1 pseudogene is annotated in these 222 nt (G+C 58.1%); it reads right to left on the bottom strand.

From position 1 onward, the window contains the following. Positions 1-41: 41 nt before the first annotated feature. Positions 42-222, bottom strand: a pseudogene (locus HX817_RS31205) (hypothetical protein); the annotation flags it as partial.

Genomic DNA, 222 nt, shown 5'->3' with positions numbered 1-222 from the left:
CCGGCCGGCTTGAGTGTGGTGAAGCAACAGCAACAGCAAGATCAGAATCGGGCACGGTCAAATGTGGGAGCTGGCTTGCCTGCGATAGCATCAACTGGGTGTACCTGATGCACCGAGTTGTCTGCATCGCCGGCAAGCCAGCTCCTACAGAAAAGCAGAGCCACACCGCCCGTAGCAGTTGTCGAGCGCCAGCGAGGCTGCGTGCTTTTGATCTTGATCTGC

Origin of the sequence: Pseudomonas sp. C6002 (assembly GCF_013385805.1) — a bacterium.
Classification (GTDB): Bacteria; Pseudomonadota; Gammaproteobacteria; order Pseudomonadales; family Pseudomonadaceae; genus Aquipseudomonas.
Note: the sequence above shows the minus strand (reverse complement) of the source record. Positions and strands in the feature narration are given on the sequence as shown.